This is a genomic window from Streptomyces purpurogeneiscleroticus (genome assembly GCF_020024005.1).
Taxonomy (GTDB): Bacteria; Actinomycetota; Actinomycetes; order Streptomycetales; family Streptomycetaceae; genus Streptomyces; species Streptomyces purpurogeneiscleroticus.
The window spans coordinates 1-16,451 of sequence record NZ_NHSG01000238.1 but is presented as its reverse complement, the minus strand read 5'-3'; the positions used below and the strand labels follow the sequence as shown (position 1 = coordinate 16,451).

10 protein-coding genes and 1 pseudogene are annotated in these 16,451 nt (G+C 66.7%); 6 read left to right on the top strand and 5 right to left on the bottom strand.

Annotated features, from left to right (window positions below; translation table 11 throughout):
* The 3 genes from CCS38_RS15455 to CCS38_RS15445 all read left to right on the top strand — a co-directional run.
* Nucleotides 1–1,079 (top strand): hypothetical protein (locus CCS38_RS15455; RefSeq protein ID WP_223733845.1); only part of this gene is annotated, 1,079 nt, incomplete at its 5' end.
* Nucleotides 1,076–2,326 carry a hypothetical protein gene (locus tag CCS38_RS15450; RefSeq protein WP_223733844.1) on the top strand — a complete coding sequence of 417 codons (1,251 nt, stop codon included), beginning with the start codon at nucleotides 1,076–1,078 and terminating at the stop codon, nucleotides 2,324–2,326. The genes CCS38_RS15455 and CCS38_RS15450, both read left to right, overlap by 4 nt.
* 126 nt (nucleotides 2,327–2,452) lie before the next feature.
* Nucleotides 2,453–2,926 (top strand): MSMEG_6728 family protein, encoded by a 474-nt coding sequence (locus CCS38_RS15445; RefSeq protein ID WP_223733843.1) that lies wholly within the window; start codon nucleotides 2,453–2,455, stop codon nucleotides 2,924–2,926.
* 63 nt (nucleotides 2,927–2,989) lie between these two features.
* On the opposite strand, the gene CCS38_RS15440 is transcribed toward CCS38_RS15445, so the two are convergent.
* Entirely contained in the window at nucleotides 2,990–5,239 is a 2,250-nt protein-coding gene (locus CCS38_RS15440) for a restriction endonuclease (RefSeq protein ID WP_223733842.1), read from the bottom strand.
* A 725-nt stretch (nucleotides 5,240–5,964) separates the two neighbouring features.
* On the opposite strand from CCS38_RS15440, the gene CCS38_RS15435 reads away from it, so the two are divergent.
* Nucleotides 5,965–7,011, top strand: a complete 1,047-nt coding sequence (locus CCS38_RS15435) for a beta family protein (RefSeq protein WP_223733841.1) — start codon at nucleotides 5,965–5,967, stop codon at nucleotides 7,009–7,011.
* A gap of 1,128 nt (nucleotides 7,012–8,139) precedes the next feature.
* On the opposite strand, the gene CCS38_RS35715 is transcribed toward CCS38_RS15435, so the two are convergent.
* Nucleotides 8,140–8,589, bottom strand: a complete 450-nt coding sequence (locus CCS38_RS35715) for an HNH endonuclease (RefSeq protein ID WP_223733840.1) — start codon at nucleotides 8,587–8,589, stop codon at nucleotides 8,140–8,142.
* 332 nt (nucleotides 8,590–8,921) lie between these two features.
* A pseudogene (locus tag CCS38_RS15420) lies at nucleotides 8,922–9,133 on the bottom strand (restriction endonuclease); the annotation flags it as partial.
* Nucleotides 9,134–9,910: 777 nt separating this feature from the next.
* On the opposite strand from CCS38_RS15420, the gene CCS38_RS15415 reads away from it, so the two are divergent.
* Nucleotides 9,911–11,023 carry a restriction endonuclease subunit S domain-containing protein gene (locus tag CCS38_RS15415; protein WP_223733839.1) on the top strand — a complete coding sequence of 371 codons (1,113 nt, stop codon included), beginning with the start codon at nucleotides 9,911–9,913 and terminating at the stop codon, nucleotides 11,021–11,023.
* Nucleotides 11,020–12,561 carry an HsdM family class I SAM-dependent methyltransferase gene (locus tag CCS38_RS15410; protein WP_223733838.1) on the top strand — a complete coding sequence of 514 codons (1,542 nt, stop codon included), beginning with the start codon at nucleotides 11,020–11,022 and terminating at the stop codon, nucleotides 12,559–12,561. The genes CCS38_RS15415 and CCS38_RS15410 overlap by 4 nt, the downstream gene beginning before the upstream one ends.
* Nucleotides 12,562–12,761: 200 nt before the next feature.
* Here CCS38_RS15410 and CCS38_RS15405 read toward each other — a convergent pair whose 3' ends face one another.
* Complete coding sequence (locus CCS38_RS15405) at nucleotides 12,762–14,669, bottom strand: DNA/RNA helicase domain-containing protein (protein WP_223733837.1); 1,908 nt, start codon at nucleotides 14,667–14,669, stop codon at nucleotides 12,762–12,764.
* Nucleotides 14,670–15,568: 899 nt separating this feature from the next.
* Nucleotides 15,569–16,162 carry a hypothetical protein gene (locus CCS38_RS15400; RefSeq protein ID WP_223733836.1) on the bottom strand — a complete coding sequence of 198 codons (594 nt, stop codon included), beginning with the start codon at nucleotides 16,160–16,162 and terminating at the stop codon, nucleotides 15,569–15,571.
* Nucleotides 16,163–16,451: the final 289 nt, after the last annotated feature.

Here is a 16,451-nt window from a genome sequence, read left to right as displayed (position 1 = left end):
TGTGGGGCGGGGCCGTCGCGATCCTGTTGGTCGCCGGCGGGCTCGGGGCCTGGGCCGCGGGCAGTTGGTCGTTCGCGGGTGACCGGGACCGGTACTGCTGGGGTGCCTGGGAGACGGGGAGCGGGCCCGAGTTCCTGGCGGACTCGGCGGTCGAGGACGGCGGCAGCCGGACGGCCCATGAGGCCGTGCCCACGCCGGAGCGGCCGCGTGGCAGCTGTACCGTCGCCCTCCGCTCCGAAGGCGGGTCGGGGACCCGGAAGACCGAGGTCACGGTCACGTACGGGCCGGCTCCCCGGGACGCCGCCCGGCGGATGGAGTGGATCCTCACGTACCTCGGTGACCGTTCCGTTCCGCTGCCCGACGGGCTCCCCGGAGCCACCGACGGCGACCACGCGCTCCTCGTCCTGCCGAAGCGGTGCGACACCCGGGACGGCCGGCCGACGGCGGTCACGCTCGACTCCGACGCCCGACTGGCCTGGCACGGCGGAACGTCGCGGACCAGCGCGGGTATCGGCGGTGCCCGTTCGGCCGCCGGACTGGTCGTGGCGGCGGCAAACCGCGGGATGAAGGCGGCGGGTTGCGCGCCCGCGCGCGATCTGCGCATCACGTCGCCCGTGCTCACGCTGCCCGAGGGCGACGAGACCGTCTTCACGCGCGCCTGCCGCGTCCGGGGAATGGAATTCGACGACGACGCGACGCAGGGCATGAGGTACCAGGTCGGGGCCGTCACCCGGGGCCTCCAGTCCTGCTCGGTCAGGACCCTGGGCCGCGACGGCGGCTCCGTCCTCGATGCCCTGATGGTCGCCCAGCCACGGCTGAACGCGCTGTTCGACGGCGCGGTGGGCGACGCGGCCCCGGCGCGCGGCTGGCGCGGCACGGGCGTCCTCACCGACTCCCACCAGGTCCTGAGGGCCGACTGCGCGGGCCGGTCCACGACCTTCCTGCTCCGCGCCCCGTCCTCCGACAAGGCCGCGGCCACACCGTACTTCGCGGCCTTCGCCAACGCCGTGACCCAGCGCCTGGGATGCGCACCCGTCGCACCCGCCACCGACGCCGCACCTGGGGGAACCGGCCGATGACCGCGGACAGGAACGAGCAGACCGGGAAAGGTACTTCGGACAACGGCGCTGACGTCCGTAGCGGCGTACTCGGTACCGGGCCCTTCGTCCCCCGTACGCCCTGGTGGCACCGGTGGCACTGGCGTCGGCTGATGCGCGGCCGGCTGCGGCCCGCGCTCGCCGCCGGGCTCGCCGGGGTACTGCTCGGCGGTACGGCCGTGGCCTGGCAGACGGACGCCGGCCCGTTCGCGGGCGCGCGACGGGCGTGCTGGTCCGCGCTCGACAGCGCGGACGTGGCGGCACTGTTCGGCGGCAGCGAGGACATCGGCAGCGAGAGCGTCGGCAGCGAGGACGTCGGCAGTGAGGACATCGACAGCGTCGACACGCCCCTCGACAGCGACCCGATCGGGTCCGAGGGCCCGTCCGGCCAGTGCGTCCTGCGATCGTCCAGCGGCAACCGGGTCACTGTGCAGGTCCACAAGCTCGATACCCGCTTCGGGGGTGCGGGCGGCCAGTGGGCGGACGAGTTCCTGTCCGCCCGCCTGACCCCCTTGGGCGGCGGTCTGCTGGGCATGGCGTCGGACACCCGCGCCTGGCTGGCCGTGCCGGACGGCTGTGCCGGCAGGTCGCGCACCGGCGACGGGCCGCTGGTGATCGACGTGGCGACGGGCTGGACCGTGTACGACGACGTGGTCGACGGTACGGAGCGCGACCGGCTCGCCCGTACGGTGGTCAAGCTCGTCAACCACTACATGGCGGGGCAGGGCTGCGAGGGAACCCTCGCCGACCCGGTGCCCCGGCTCCCGCGGCCGACCCGCTTCCTCGACGAACAGCCCGACGCCTTCTGCGGCATCAAGGGCCTGCGGACGTCCGGGAAGGAGTGGACCGCCGCGTACCGCCCGATGGTGACGCGGGGCCCGGGCCCCGTCCGTACCTGTGACCGCGACGTCTCCTTCGACCACCCCGCGCTGCGGCTGATGACCATCGAGGACCCCCGCCTCGCCGTCCTCTACCACCGGCAGGCGCTGCAGGACGGCCGCCGGATCGAATCCGCCGACCCGGAAGACGGCCACGGCTTCTACCACCCCGGCTTTGCCCTCTTCCAGGCCGACTGCCAGACCGGCGAGGTCACCTTCCTGGCCCGCGCCGACGACGCGTCCCACGCCTACATCATCCGCGACCTCTTCCCCCGCTACGTGACCAAGGAAGCAGCCCGCCTCGGCTGCGGCCCGCTGCACATCACACTGCCGCCCGATCCGGCTCGGTGACCGGCGGTCGCGCGAGCGGGATGGTTACGCGAGCGGGATGGTTACGCGACCCGGATCGTTACGCGAACCGCGTGAAAGCCGCCGCGCCATCCGGAGCGGACCGCCCCCGGCGGTTACTCATCCGGAATGCAGACATTCCTGCCCTGGCCGGACTTCGCGGCCTCCGCCGCGGTCCTCGACCCGCGCCGGCTCGGCAAGCAGCGAGTGGAGGCGCTGCAGGTCCTGCGGGGACTCACCGTCCCCGGCTACGGCTGGCGCCACCACCCGGCGGTCCGCATGTGGGCGGGGTACGAGGAGGCCCTCGTCCGGTACGGCCTGGAGATCTGCGACGTATGGACCGCGTCCGGCCGCCAGGACACCTGCGCCCTGACGCTCACCCAGGACTACACCGCCCGCTTCCCCGGCTCCCCGCCACGCGACTACGCCACCCTGGCCGCCTCCCACGATCTCCCCAACTGGCTGGGCGACCCCGACTTCCACCGGAGCCACCGGTCCGCCCTCCTCACCAAGGCCCCGGACCACTACCGCCCGTACTTCCCGGACACCCCCGCCGGCCTGCCCTACGTATGGCCATCCTCCGACCGCGCCGTGCAGCGATAGGTCCTGGACACTTCACAGTGTCTGGTCCACCTCGGCTGGTCCATCTCCGCTATTCCGGCTCGGCTATTCCACCTCGATTCCGTACTCCTCGACCAGATCGACCAGGCCACCCGGATAGCCCTTTCCGCCGGTCACGAAGGTCCAGTCGCCATTGGCCCGTCTCCGGAACGAGCCCAGGACGAGAGCGGTCTCACCGGGGCGGCCGTCGGAGACGTCCAGTTCGTCGATCGCTGTGCCTGAGGGGACCGACAGACGGATCCGGGCGTCCGAGAAGCCGGACAGGTCCGCTTCGGGATTGACCTCGGGATCGATGGCGGCGACCAGGACGAGCCGGTCCGCCTGCGGGGGAAGCTGCTCGAAACGCACCCACACAGCGGCTTTGTCCGGACCGACGGCAGGCATCATCCGGACACTGCCGTCGGCGGTACGCGGATTGTTGTAGAAGACGAACTGGTCCTCGCTGAGGATGCGGTTCCCCTGACAGACGAGCGCGCACACGTCCAGGGCCACGGCTCCGGACCACGTCAGACCCAGCACGCTGGTCTCGTCCAGATCGGCGTCCGGGCCAGCGGCCGGGTTGATGTCCGGGGCGGCGTACAGGTCGGTGTCCGGGCCGGTGCCCGAGGCGGTGTACAGGTCGATGTCCGGCGCGGCGCCGGGGCCGGCGTCCGGGCCGGCACCGAGGCCCGCGGCGGCAGTGCCTTCCTGCCGTTCAGGGGCAGGGGCAGGGGCAGGGGCAGGGACGGCTCCGAGGCGCCCGTTCAGACCGTGGCGGCGCAGGAGATCGACCAGTTGGGTGCCGGTGATGAGGGTCAGCGGCTTGCCGTTGGCGAAGGCGTGCGAACCGGGCCCGAAGGCGGAGGTGGTGATCAGTACGCCCTTGTTCGCGCCGACGCCCTGGACCGTGCCGTACAGATCGCGCACCGCGCTCGGCGGCACGGTGTTGCGATACCGCTTCACCTGCACGACGATCTTGCCGCCGCGGATCGGGTCGGGGTCCAGCGCGTCCACGTCCACACCCCCGTCACCCGACCGCTCCGTGGTGACCGCCTGCATCCCCATGGCCCGGAACAGATCCGCCACGAGCTCTTCGAACTCCAGCGGGTCCATCTCGTACAGATCTGGCTCCTCGCCGTCTCCGTCTCCGTCTCCGTGGGAGACCACACTGCCTCCGACCTCGCCGGGCAGCCGGCCGGGGCGCACCTGGGCGCGCCGCTCCGGGCGGTCCGACAGCCGGCCGCGGAGTCCGCCCACCAGGCAGTCGGGAGCGCTCACCTGCGTCAGGTTCAGTCTGGCGAAGTCGGCGCGCGGGACCGTCACCGTGGCCAGGAAGACCTGCGCCCGATGACCGGTGGCCGGGTCGGTGTCGTCCACGAATCCGTTCAGGACGACCGAGTCCAGCACGCCGAACCGGTCGGCGGCGAAGAGGTCGTGCAGCGCCAGGAGCACGCACTGTGCCAGCACGTCGCGGTACAAGGTCCGGCGTTCGATGGCCGGCCGCTGGACCTCCTTGTCCCGGTCGGTGCCGGGCATGTACCTCACCAGCGATACCTCGGGGACGACCGCGTAACCGGGCAGTTCCCAGTTCAGGACGAGCTGGCGGGCGGCGGAGTCGAACGAGGCGGATACCTGACGGGGAAGGTCCTGCGGCCAGCCCTGCGAGGCGTAGAGCGCGGCGGTGAAGTACTCCACCACCGATTCCGGCTCACCCCGCTGAAGTGCGGCGGTCAGCCTCTCGACCGCGGCGTTGTGCCGGCGGATCGTCGCCAGCTGTTCGTCCGCCCACTGCTGGTACTGCTGGTGATACAGCGCAAGCTGGTGCTGCCGCTGAGCTTCGGCTGCCTGCGCCGCCCGCCAGTCGTGCTCATACCGAGCGCGTGCCTGCTCCTGCGCCTGACGGTTCGCCCCGAACCCCCATCCGCCCTGCGAGGCGGGCTGGTAGGCGTTCGGGTCCGGCATGGGTACGGGCACCCCGAGCCGGCCCGGAGCAAACGGCTCCACCTGCTCGGGACGGGCCAGCGAGGCAGGCGTGAACGCCGGGGCGTCGCACCCCGCCCTCAGCAGGTTTTTCAGTACTTCGACCCGCGCGTCCAGCTCCTCGGTACGCTGCCGCGCATCGGCCTCCCGCCGCTGCCGGTAAGCCGCCTGTTGTTCCCGCTGACTGCGTGCGGCCGCCCGCTCCGCTGCACGCTGCCGGCGCTCCTGCTCCCGCTGCTGCTGCACCCGGGCGCGTTGCTGGGCCTCCTCTCGACGCCGCTGCTGACGCTGGATCTCCGCCCAAGTACCGATCAGTCCGGTGGCACGACGGCTCATATGCCCCCTGGCCTCTCCGAGCCCCCCACAGGCTCCCCCGCGACGCGGTGCAGACCGCAACCTCGTCCCCGTTTGTCACAACCAACCCACTATGCGCGAAAGTTGATGCGACATACATACTGCACAGTCCGCGTGGGATCCACTGGAGCTGCATCACTCCCCTCGAAAAGCCACAACGCTCGGCGGCAAAGGAGCGCAAGAGGGGGCGCGCGAGACAGCGCAAAGCCCCGCTGCCGCCGAACGACGACAAAGGACCGGCCCCAGTGCTACCCAGTGCTACTGAGCCCGGCCCTTCACACTTGGCACTCACACAGACCAGCGGTGTGATCACGCTGCTCACTACGAAGTGCCCCCGGCAGGATTCGAACCTGCGCACACGGCTCCGGATGGCACGATCACATGGGCAGTGAATGCCGTCTTGACCTGCGGCGATGCGCCACGAGCGTCGATCACTCCTCAAAACCACACGCTGCCCACACGATTGCCGCTGCGCAGATGCACTGAGGGCGCCGCTTCGTGAGATTCGCCAGGAGCCTTGCGGCGCGCAGAGGAGCGCGGCGCCGCTTGAGGTCTCAGGCAGGTGCGCGCAGATGCCCCGGCGTACGACTTGCGGCGCGCATTGGCTTGTTTACGACTCTATCGATTCCAGGGGCGCTCGGTCACTCTTGGCGCGAGTGGTGCGTTCTTCAACTGGCTGAGTGTGATGTGCATCCTGGGGGTGGCCGGTGTCCTACGTTCCGATTCTTAAGGGCAAGATGGGCGAGTTTCTGGCGCTGAAGCACGCGTCAGTGGAGGTTCAGTCCCAGATTCGCCCTGTCATGGAGATCGTGCCAGGTGTCGATGGGCGAGATCCCCTGGCGACCTTCTGCAAGCAAGCCGCAGATTGCGTCCCGAAAGGCATGGTTCTAACGGTCGACTGCGGCACCTTGCCGGCGATGAGCGTCCTCCACACGGATAGCAGAGGGTCGATGGCGCGAGTCGGTGAGGCGCTGAGCCAGCAGCAGGTCGCGATGTGCCCGGTGTTCAGGGTCACCGACACCGACGAGGTGCTCACTGAAGTCGCCACCGCCATGGCCTGGCATGAGCAAGGCGGTTGCCTGCGCGTCTCTTCGTCAGATGCCCTGCGCGACATCTCGGACAGTGAACGGCTCCAGCAGCTGCTCGCAGCGCTCCCCGCAGGCCCGGAAGAGATCGATCTAGTCATTGATGCGGGGTCAGTGCAATCCGAAGGTAGAAGGCGCGCGCTGGCGACAGATGTCACCGAAGCGCTGAGGCAACTGGCACGCTGGCCTTGGAGACGAATATGTGTCGCCGCCGGCGCATTCCCGGTCAACCTAACGGGTTTTCCGCGAGGTCAAGCCACAGCGGTCAAACGAGAGGACGCTCTCCTTTGGGAGCAAGTAGCTGACGGCTGGAGTGGCTCTGCGCTGGACTTCGGGGACTTTGGCGTCACGCACCCGAGGGCTCCGCAGCAGAGTCGTGGGGCTCCCCATCCGAATCTGCGCTACACCGTCGAATCCGACTGGCAGGTCTTCGTGTATGCGAAAGTCCGTCCAGGGAATGACGACTTCTTTGTCCTCAGCAGTGACCTGGTCGACTCCCCTTACTGGCCGTCTACTGGCGCTGACACATCCTGGGGGGACGCGCGTGTGCTGGAATGCGCGCAGAGGAAACGGCCGAAAGCAGGGGGCGGCACGGAGTGGCGAGCTTGGGCGACGTCTCATCACATGGCTGTCGTAACGTCTCGCTTAGCGACTCTGGGGTGCCCCTGACCGTCTGGCCCTGAGGCTGGCCCCGTCCTGTTCAATGGCCGTGCAGGTCGACTGCCTGCCATCGGCGCCTTCCTGGTATTGGGGTCTCACCCGAAGCGGTGAGACCCCTCTCCTCTAGGAAGTTGACACGCCGATTGACTAGCAGGAATCAACGCAGTGCTCATGTTCCCCCTACGGGGCCAGAGAGCGCAGGTGCGAGCGAGCAGCGGTCATGTAGGCGCTTCGGCATTGCACCACTTTCCGCCACGACTCCTTCCGTTCTTCGCTGGTCGTCGTACGACTTACCCCGCGCAACGCCTCTACGAGAACGTCAGCTGCCGCGCTGACATCGGCGTTTGTGACCAGATGAACGTCAGTAAGGGCACGTCTTACGGATAGTGAGTTGGCGTCGAGAGCCACCGCAACCGAGGTAGGTTCCTGGTCGCGTTCTTCGGATGCATCCTGTACGCCGTGATGAGGCTGGCCGAAGCAGTCGGACTCCGGCTGGCTGATCGCGCCTTCCCGGAACAAGGGTGGGGAACGCTCACCCTCCACGAGACGCGTCCGATCTCAGGCAAGAGCGGGACGGACTCGGGCGGGCGCCACGACAAGAGAGGGCTGAAGTCACGGGAAGCGGGAAAAGACCGACCAGCGCCCATCCCGCCCGTCTTGGTGGCCATGCTTCGCGCGCACGTGGGGGGGAGTTCGGTACGGCGAAGGACGGTCGGCTCTTTCCCAACGAGCGAGGGGACCTGCTCGGCTCATCCAGCTACTGGCGTGTGTGGCAGGAAGTCCGGCCACTGGCCCTTCCGCCCGACAAGGTTGCCTCTCCGCTGGGGCATCGTCCGTATGACCTGCGAAGCACCTGTATCACGAACTGGCTCCGTGCGGGCCTTCGCGTGGCCGAGGTCGCCCGGCGGGCCGGGAACACATCGGAGGTGATCCACCGGCGCTATGCGGCTGTATCGACGACAGTGAGGCGGAGAACAATAAGAAGATCGAGAAGGTGATGGGCTGGCGACTGGGTGAGCTTTGGCTATCAATCACCAGGGGATTCAAAAAGCAGATTACGTATTGCGGCTCGTACCTCCTGCTGCTGTGTATCAGTGAGGTATTGGAGGTTCGCCGCGATGCTGGCGACCTGCAGTTTCAGCCTCTCGGTGGCCTTTTCCTGGTGTGGGCGGGCCAACTCCACAACCTCTGCTTGAACCTTTGAGATGGACTGTAGGAATCCTTCGGTCGGTAACCAGAGGATTTCTGGACCCGGAGGGTCATCCCACCACTTGGGGTTGAGGTGGCGGCGCAGCAGTCTTGTGCGCCACTCAAGCGGCCTGTGGTCCCGCTTGCTGGCGTTGCAGGATCGGGGCAGGCCGGGACGAGGTTCGTGAAGTCGTCAGCTCCGCCCCACTCCAGTGGCTCGACGTGGTCGACCTCTTCCGCCTTTATGCCCCCGCTGCCGCAGTAACTGCAGTAGCCACCGTTGGCGGAGAGTGCGACCTGGCGGACCCAGGCCGGCAGTCGTCTACGAGCGGCGCGTTTCAGGAACAGCACTTGGTCATGGTGGCTCGCCCACAGCGGTGGACGCAGGCATTCAGGCATCGGGGTGCGAGCTCACACGCCCCTCACACGTGATCAGTGCGCAACAGTGACAAAGGCCCGGACCCAGTGAGACTGGGTCCGGGCCTTTGTTCGTGGCACTTGGGCTGGTCAGCGGGGTGATCACGCTGGTCCAGGCGAAGTGCCCCCGGCAGGATTCGAACCTGCGCACACGGCTCCGGAGGGCATGCCGTGAGCGTTCGGAAGACCGCCTTTGACCTGCTCCTTCTCTGCAGCGGCCCAGGGCCTGAGGCCACCTCTATCGCGTACCGTGCGCGGCGGCTTTGGACAGCCTCCCGAGCTTGCGTCCGGGAGGCTTCTGCAGGGGTTAGCGCCTAGGCCACCGCGATTCCGTGCTGCTCGACCAGGCCACCTGTATAGCCTTTGCCTCCGCTCACGAAGTTCCAGTCGCCATTCGCCCGTATCCGGAAGACCCCAGAACCAGAGCGCTCTCAGCGGGACAGCCGTCGGAGACGTCCAGTTCACCGATTGCTGTACCAGAGGGGTTCGACAGGCGGATCCGGGCATCTGAGAAGCCTGACAGGTCTGTCGGGATCGGTCTAAAGCCCATCTCCCAGCAGGGAGGTACGGCTACGGGCAGAGGCGACGTGGTTGATCGCCCCGTTGCCAGTACCAAGTGCTCCAATAGTGCATGCGACGTTCTCTAACGGCGCCCACTGACTAGCGCCTTCGACACGAGCCCAGGCCCTCCAGCCCGCGGGAGGCAGGAGGTTCGATAGTTTGGACAGAGTCTGCTCTGGGGGTTGGCAACAAGCTGGCTGACGAGACCAGTTAGCCGGCTTGCCCGTGGGTGCCCCCTCGCCGGTGGACCTATCACGGCTTCCCTGGTGAGGTCCCGGAGAGCTAACGCCTCAAAGGGGCGCCTATGCAGTTGGGCGGGGGTAGGGCGTGCGGGGTGAGTGCGCTGGGCGCGGGATGGGTTGTAGAAGTGCCGCCGTGCCGGACATTCGGGGACTGAGGGGAGTTCGGTTTGACGGAGATAGAGATGCCTCCCGGTTGGGTGGAGATTCGGCTGGCCGACGTTCTGCGCAGCCCGCTGGTCAGCGGTCGGTCGAAGAAGAAGAGCGGAGCCAACGGGCGGTGGGCGGTGCTGCGCCCAACGGCACTGTCCATAGCGGGGGTGGACTGCAGAGACGCCGACGAGTCTGTAGGGGGGGCTGGAGGAGAGGCTCCGGTCCTTGCCTGTGAGGGCGACTTTCTCATCTGCCGTAGCGCAGGGACTCTGGACCGGCTCGGTCGCGGGGCGCTGGTCGGGGGCGGGTTCGCGCCAGTGGCCCTTCCGAGCAGCATGATGCGGGTACAAGTGCGTCCCGACATCCTGCACCCCGAGTACCTGACGCACCTGTGGCAGTCCTCGCAGGTGCGTGGACAGCTGGAGGCAGCTGCGGGCGGCGGCCGCATACGCTCGCTGGCCATGCGCGCACTGCAAGAAGTCAGACTGTCCTTGCCGCCGCTGGCGGAGCAGCATCGCATCCTCGGCACACTGCGGGAACGGCTCCGAGGCCTGGATCGTGGTGGTGAGGCTCTGCGTCGCGCGGCCGCAGGAGTGACACTGCTGCAGGAAGCTGCCCGTGGCGCCTTGGCACCGTGCGGTGCTCTCCTTGGGAGTCTTCCCCCTGGTTGGTCATGGGGGCGGCTCGGTGACGTCATCAAGGCGATCGAGGCGGGCCGAGCGCTGGAGTACAACGGGCGGCCTGCGCGGGTCGACGAGTGGGGAGTGATCAAGACCAGCGCCATGACACGGGGCGTCTTCCTTGAGACGGAGAACAAGGCTGTCCGGCCCGGAACACGCGTCGATGAGCGCCATGAGATTAGAGTCGGCGATATCTTGCTGTGCCGCGCCAACTCTCCTGAACACGTCGGGGCTGCGGTGCAAGTCGCAGCATGCCGCCGACGTCTGCTGCTGAGCGACAAGAGCCTTCGGCTAGTTCCCAAGCCAGACGTCGATGGACGCTGGCTGGCGCAATTGCTTGCCACATCCTATATGCGCGTTCAGATTGAGCGAGAGAGCAATGGCGGCGTCGCGTCGATGCAAAGTATTTCTCAAGCCAGTCTGAGGAACATCCCGATTCCCATCCCACCTTCGGGCGAACAGAACCGACTGGGTCAGAGGTCTACTGCTTGGGCGCTGGGAGCGCAACGACTGCACTCGCATGTCCAGAGGGCCCAGAAGACATCGGAACAGTTGCGCCGAGCGCTCATTGATGCGGCCTGCACCGGGCTGCTGGTCGATGCTGCGGGGGTCGGTGCACCACAGCAAGAAGGCGCGCTGCCAAGGGGGCCGATTCACTGGTCTGGCGGCAGCATCGGACTGTCAGGGCACAGGTCCGCCCGACGGCCGACGGCCATGCCTCCTCGGGCCGGCTGGCACCCCATGACCACCATCGCCGCTGAGCAACTGGAGCTCGAGCTATGACCGATCCGCTTCCCTTCTCTCGTCACTTCGTCGAACCAGTGACGGCGCCGAACGGCAGGGCGGCGAGAGTGACCGACAAGCTTGCGGACTATTGCACCGTGCTGTGTGACCGGGGGTTGTCCACTACGGAGGCCGTCGAGCAGCTTACCTATCTGATTATGCTCAAGCTTGAGGCGGAACAACTGAGTCATCGGCGCACCTTGGTTAGGGAAAGCTGGCCGGCTCCCCCTGAGCGGTATCGGTGGGCTTCGCTGACGAAACGAGAAGGGGACGACCTCGTTGCGCACTTCAGCGAGGTTCTCTCCTACCGGTCGCGTTATGGAGCCGGAACAATGTTGGACGGTGTTTTCGTCGGAGCGCAGAATCGTGTTCACGACGCAGGGCTGCTGCGTCGCCTCGTATGCGACCTTTTCGAAGCGGTTGCATGGAGCTCGCTGGGCCCTGGTGTCCTGGGCGAGGCATACGATGCCCTCCTAGAGAGGGCGATGAACGAGGTAAGGAGCAGCGCAGGCCAGTTCTTCACGCCTCGTCCGCTCATCGACGCCATTGTTGAAGCGGTACAACCGGAGCTGAGCGACACCATCGTCGACCCGGCCTGCGGGACAGGTGGCTTCCTGATCGGCGCGCACGAATACCTCTCGCAACATGATCTGCTCCATGCAACACTTGAGGAACGGGTTCGCTACCCGACTAAGCAGATCTTTGGGCAAGAGCTTGTAACTCGATCGGCCCAGCTGGCGATGGCCAACCTGCTGCTGCACGGCATCGCGTCCGCTGGGCAGCCGGCTCTGATCGCTGTGGGCGACGCTCTCACTCAACCGCCCGAACGTCGCGCCTCGCTGGTCCTCGCGCACCCGCCCTTCGGTAGGCATGCCGCGGTTCCGAGCGGGCCCCACGCCACTGCCCGAGATGACGCGCCCGTGCGAGCAGACTTCGTGACCGGGTCGGCCGACAAGCAGGTCAACTTCCTGCAGCACGTTATGGCGTTGACGGCGACACCGGGGCGTGCCGCCGTTGTCGTACCGGACAGCGTCCTTTTCGCAGCGGGCGCAGCCGAGACCGTGCGACGGCACCTGCTCGACCAGTTCGACGTCCATACAGTACTCAGGTTGCCGGCTGGGATCTTCTACGGCTCCGGGGTCACCTCGGCTGTCATCTTCTTCGATCGACCTCCGCATCGCTTGGAGGACCGCCCCCGTACAACCAAGGTCTGGGTTTACGAACTGCGCTCGGATCGGCGGTTCGCGCCCGGCCATGACCCGCTTCGCCGCAGCGACCTGGACGATTTCGTCTCTGTCTATCGGCCGGGCCAATCGCGCACGGAGCGGGTGGAGACGGACTGCTTTCGATGCTTCGACGTGCAGGAGGTGCTGGGCCATCACCAGGCTCGTATGGACCTGACTTGGCCCGCGGAGCCGCCTGGAGTCGCCCCCCTTGCGCCGCCTGAGGAGGTGGCTCAGGAGGTGGCACACGATCTGCGGCTCGCTCTTGAGGAGTTCGAAGAGCTTGCCGCAGAGCTGCGAGGCGAAGCCGACTGAGCCGCATGCCGGTGTTTCAGCGAACTGTCCCGGCCCTCTGCCGACGATCTGGCAGGCGTGCACGTTGACGAACAGAACGTCATCGTCCCGTCTGCCAGACCATCTGTCACCGCGCACGAAGCGTAGGTGGCGTCATCAGGCTCAATCGCTTCCGGGGTGCTGAGCGGGATAGGGCTGGCGTCGGCCGGGGTATGACGGCCTTAGATCTTGGGGATGCCCAGATCAGCGAAGAGCTGTCGGGTGTCCGGATCCACTGAGTACAGCACGGTGCCGCGGATCGAGCGGGTCATGAGAACCCCGTACGCGTTGCGGATCCGCTCGCCCAATTCCTCGTCGGAGGCAATCCGGCTGGCTTTGCTGCGTACATGTTGGCGGTCCACAGTCCAGGACCCTTCGGACCAGGTGAGGTCAGGGCCCATGATGACGCCGCCCCATTCGTACTCGAGCCCTTGTGCCGTGTGGACACAGCCGATTTGTCCGAAGCCCCCCGGCTCGGTAGCCCAGAACCGGCGCTTCGGGACTCCGGGCGTTTGGTGGTTGTCGCCCGCGTTCCAAGGCCTTGACCAGCCCTCCTCCGGAGCTACGTCCGGTGCCGTGCCGGTGTCGTCGGTCCACCTCCAGCACAAACCGGCAGATATCCGGGTGCTCAATCCCGCGTCCAGCTTCGACTGCAGGAACCTCTCCATCCGCGCAGCGCTGTCGGTGTAGTACAGCTCGAACGGTTCCGCGTCCTCTCCCGCATCGTGGCTCCACTGCAGAGGGTCGCTGTGGAAGAGACGCTGAACCCACGTGTCATAAGTGGAACTGCCGACCGCGCGCAGCGCGCGATCGAGACGGACCGGTACGACCTCTGCCCTCAACTCCTGGATGGCATCAATGAGGCTGCTTTCGGACCAGATTTCCTCCGCGAACAGTCGCTGGTCGCCGTCGATGAAGAAGACGGGAACCTTGGCCCGCGTCACGATCACGGACACCGAGGACTCGCCGTCGCGACGCATGGAGAACGAGCCCGTCATCGGGCGTTCGGTGAGCCGGTGCGCTTCATCGCACAGCAACAGATCCAGCTGATCGGCGCCTACTTTGTCCGCTACCTGGTTCAGAGTCGTGAAGGCTTTGCCCTTGCCTCGGACGCCGCGTTTGAAGTTCTCCCGGGAGGCCACACCTCCGGACACAAAGCGCGCGTCGGCCCCCTCGTTGAGGGCTTCGCCCAGCAGTGTGAGTGCCACGAGGGACTTGCCGGTGCCCGCTCGGCCGCTGACGACATACACCTTCTTCGCGCCGGTTGACGGCTTCCGGATCTGGGCCATGACGCCGTCCACGGCTTCGCGCTGCTTCTCCAGGAGGCTGAATTTCGTGTAGCCGTTAACGATTGCTCCAACTTCTGATGTCAACAGTGAAGTGGAGCGACGCCCGTTCAAAAGCTCTTGCGCTGCTTCTGCGTCCGTCGTCGGGCTGAAGTGGCTTTTTAGGAACTTCCGCAGGTCCGCCGGCTGGCGGGCGGTGAATGTCGGAATGCCTGCAGCCGGCCGGATCCTGCTGATCCACTGGGACTGTGGGTCCTTGAGGTTGTGGAGGTATGCGGCCCCGACAAGGTGTACGTACCGGTCGTCGAACATGCTGTGATGGCGCCTTAGGGAGTCCAGGTTGTCCTTGACCTGTACGGCAGGGTGTTTCTTGTGGCGCCCGAAGCACGGTGCGAAGACGCGTTCCACGGCACAGTTCGCACACAGCGATGGCGTGGTGGCCTTCCTGCACTGGGCGCACAGCCCGTCTGTTGCCTTTGACGGGTCGGGACGTTCGGCCTCACTCCACTGCTTCAACTCGATCGCGGCGAAGCTGAGCCCACCGTCCGGATGGCTGCCCGCTAGCACCGCGTCGATCGGGTTCATGCTCGGATGGACGCGGTACTCCACGAAGACGTACACCTGCCCGAGCCCAAGATCGACCAACGCCGTGGCCACCTCGTAGAGGCTCTCCCGCCACGACTTTGTGTCGTTGTCAGAGGGCTTCTCCCCCTTGGGATGCGCGGCCTCGTAGCAGGCCACGATCTTGGGGATGAGCCGCTCCCGGTCCCGCACCAGCTCCTCGGCCGGCCAGAACGCCTCCACTTCCGACCAGGTACCCCCGCCAGCCATTACGCCTACCTGCTTCCGATGTCGACCGTCTGCCCCGAACACTCACGCTTTTACAGCAGCGATGCTAGTGACCAGAGGGGAATGAGTGTCTCAAGTGGCTGAAGTGACGACAGTGATAACCGGCCGAACTGCGGCCTGTTACGGTCGACATGCTGGCGGCGACGGACATGCGACCGAGCGCAAGCTCACCGACTCGCTTCCGCGCCGTCGGCACCACAGGGCGATCGCAGAGCAGCCAGGACCGCGGGCACAGCAACCCCGATCCGTTGTAGCGATGCCTCTAGGAGCGTGGTCCAGGAACCTGCCATGGCCACGAGCAGTGGAGGTCGCCCCAAGACGCGGCTCGCCTTCAACCAGCTCTCAACCCTCGGAGGCCGAAGCGGTGAGGGTGCGCTGGCCGACGCGTACTCGTCGGCCAGCGCTGGGCCCTTCCTCGTTTTACAGGCCGAGCCAGGAGCAGATGAGCTGTCCGAGTACGTAGACGCTCACCTTAATCAGGGCCTGCCCGACGGGCCGCAAAGCGGTCCGCCGCTTGGTGCACTTCTCCGTGTCCAAGAGGTTTCCTCTCTCAGCAATGGCCCGCCCCTGCCGGTGCGGGGAGTGCCTCCCGGCGACTCCGCCGGGAGGCCGAACCCGCGTATCGGGTGGGGCAGATGAAGCTTGAGAAAGGGCTTGGGCAAAACAGTACCGGCCTGCCCACACGTGCCTCGAGGGGGGCCACTCCTTGAAGCTGTGGAGCCGACCGCCCCAGCCACGATGTACCCCTTGTCTGGCGGCAGGTGGCTGGCTGATTGCTGTGAGTGCGGTTGCTGCGCTGGTTCTGCAGCCGCGGTAAGCGAGCGCAGACTCACGCCTGCAACGGAGTTCGGGAATCAAGCGGACGCACTGTCGTCCTCTTGGCGAGCCGGCGGTAGCAGAAGATCGCGCTCCGGATGCTTCTCTCCAGTCGCGTTGCCCTGGACGCCGAGGTCTGTGCGGGCTGCTTCGTGGAAGTTGTTGATTGCGCGGAACACGGAGCGGTGGCGGCTGCGCCACTCCTCCAAGGTGCCCTCGATCTTGCCCGTCGCCTGCCAGTCGATCTCCCCGGCGATGGCGTTCAGTTCGTGGGCCGCCTCTATGACGTCGTCGCCTCCGAGGAGCATGATCCGCTCGAAGGAGCGCCCTCTCAGACGGCTCGCTTCCAGATGCTCCACGAGCATCTCTTCCTGCGTCTTGTCCGCTGCGCGGATTCCCTCGCGGTCTTCGTAGAGCTGGACGGCCAGGAAGATGACCGCCCTCATCCGGTCGATGTAGCCCTCGTAGGCGCTGAGCTTCCTGTCGTCCCACCGCGTCAGCAGCTCGTACCTGGTCCGGTTCCGCTCGGACAGGTAGCTCCCGACGTACGACGTCAGCGCGCCGAGCAGTACAGCGGCGATCGTTACTAGCTGCTCGCCGGCTCCCACGGCGCCCCCCGACCCAGCACTCATGCTTCAGACCCAACACTCATCTTGATGTGTTGAGGATCTTAGGCATGATCGCGACAACGCGGTTCGATGATGGCTGGAAAGGGGTGCCGAGTGGCTTGGGTGATGCGTATCGGCCGGAGGTGTCTTGCATCGCGGATCGGGGGCAGCGGCACGGCGGGCGTGCAGGGGGCCGCTGTCCTGTGTCGTCGAACCTTGATCTTTGCCAGCGAACCTTGGTGATCATTAGGTTGTGTCACCGCAGTCGCTGAAGTCTGGGTGGCGCGACGTGCTGGGGCGTCAGGGGTGGGAA

What these genes read in the sequence shown, in the direction of transcription:
- CCS38_RS15440 (WP_223733842.1), bottom strand. Translation starts at nt 5,239, where the DNA reads ATGAGCCGTCGTGCCACCGGACTGATCGGTACTTGGGCGGAGATCCAG.
- CCS38_RS15450 (WP_223733844.1), top strand. Translation starts at nt 1,076, where the DNA reads ATGACCGCGGACAGGAACGAGCAGACCGGGAAAGGTACTTCGGACAAC.
- CCS38_RS15445 (WP_223733843.1), top strand. Translation starts at nt 2,453, where the DNA reads ATGCAGACATTCCTGCCCTGGCCGGACTTCGCGGCCTCCGCCGCGGTC.
- CCS38_RS35715 (WP_223733840.1), bottom strand. Translation starts at nt 8,589, where the DNA reads ATGCCTGAATGCCTGCGTCCACCGCTGTGGGCGAGCCACCATGACCAA.
- CCS38_RS15410 (WP_223733838.1), top strand. Translation starts at nt 11,020, where the DNA reads ATGACCGATCCGCTTCCCTTCTCTCGTCACTTCGTCGAACCAGTGACG.
- CCS38_RS15400 (WP_223733836.1), bottom strand. Translation starts at nt 16,162, where the DNA reads ATGAGTGCTGGGTCGGGGGGCGCCGTGGGAGCCGGCGAGCAGCTAGTA.